Consider the following 1144-nt stretch of genomic DNA (forward strand, 5'->3'; position numbering starts at 1 on the left):
AGGTCATCGTCAAGATTAAATTCCGAAACCCCAATTGCGAAAGCAATTGGGGTTTTGTCTTTATATAGAAGTTAATGATTTTGCTGACACGTTCGACTCTTGAGTCCAACGGATCGGCCACAGAATTTCTTGACGACCATAGAGCGTTGGAACCACCTGATCCCATCCCGAACTCAGAAGTGAAACGATGCATCGCCGATGGTAGTGTGGGGTTTCCCCATGTGAGAGTAGGTCATCGTCAAGATTGAATTCCAAAACCCCTGTCTGCTGACGCAGACAGGGGTTTTGTTTTTGCGCTCGATAAAGTCTGGGTAATCAAGCCGCAACGTCTTGCAGAATACTTGTAGCTGCTTTGAGCACAAGGTTCGGCTTTGCCCCGACTGTCAGGCTTTACGCCGCCTGCCGCTCCTGCGAGCAATCAACTTACGCCACCAAATATAGATGCCAGTAAGCGACAGCATAGCGATCAGTACCCCCAATGCAGCAACGATCACCTGTCCCGCAACACCGATGATCCTGCCGCCATGTATCGGTACTTGCAGCCGATAGAAGCGTTCTCCCAAAGTGCCCTGTCCCGCGATTTCCTGCCCCAGCAGTTGTCCATTCGTACCGTGGAAGAACAACCAGGACTTACCATGGGCCTGGGCATCATGCTGGCCAAAACCCGCTCCATAGAAGTTGTATTCAAAGCTGTAGTACAACTCACCAATCGCCTCCTTCAAACCCAATCGCCGTCCCTCTTCCACAGCCCGCTCATACGCTTGTTGATACGTCAGCCGAGTTACCCCAAGTTCCGCAGTCGACATTCGCCCACGGGCCTCATAAACACTCGGCTCGATAGGAGAGAACAAGGACACCACTGGCTTAAAGACCTGGCTCGGCAGATTCATGGCCACGCTGCTAATGGCGATCGGTAGCAGTAGCAACCATAACCACAAGCCCCCGGCGCGATGCAGGTCGAAATTCAGGCGATAGGCATGTCCTCCCTTGACCTTCCAGGCGGTGGACCACTTTTGCCAGAACGGACGACCACGGGGCAGCGTCAGCAGCACGGCAACGAAACAATCGATGACCCAGCCGATAGCCACCAACCCCATCAGCCAGAGCCCCCAATTGCCGGGAAGGGCCAGGTTGTAGTGCAACT

The 1144-nt window shown here is 53.5% G+C and carries 1 protein-coding gene and 1 rRNA gene; one reads left to right on the forward strand and one right to left on the reverse strand.

Features of this window, described 5'->3' with window-relative positions; all coding sequences use genetic code 11:
- The first annotated feature begins 128 nt into the window (after positions 1–128).
- A 5S ribosomal RNA gene (rrf, locus tag BLX41_RS02480) occupies positions 129–244 on the forward strand.
- Between the two features lie 139 nt (positions 245–383).
- On the opposite strand, the gene BLX41_RS02485 is transcribed toward rrf, so the two are convergent.
- Positions 384–1144 (reverse strand): PepSY-associated TM helix domain-containing protein (locus BLX41_RS02485; RefSeq protein ID WP_148059678.1); only part of this gene is annotated, 761 nt, incomplete at its 5' end.

The sequence above is a fragment of the Pseudomonas protegens genome, from assembly GCF_003732485.1.
Taxonomy (GTDB): Bacteria; Pseudomonadota; Gammaproteobacteria; order Pseudomonadales; family Pseudomonadaceae; genus Aquipseudomonas; species Aquipseudomonas protegens_B.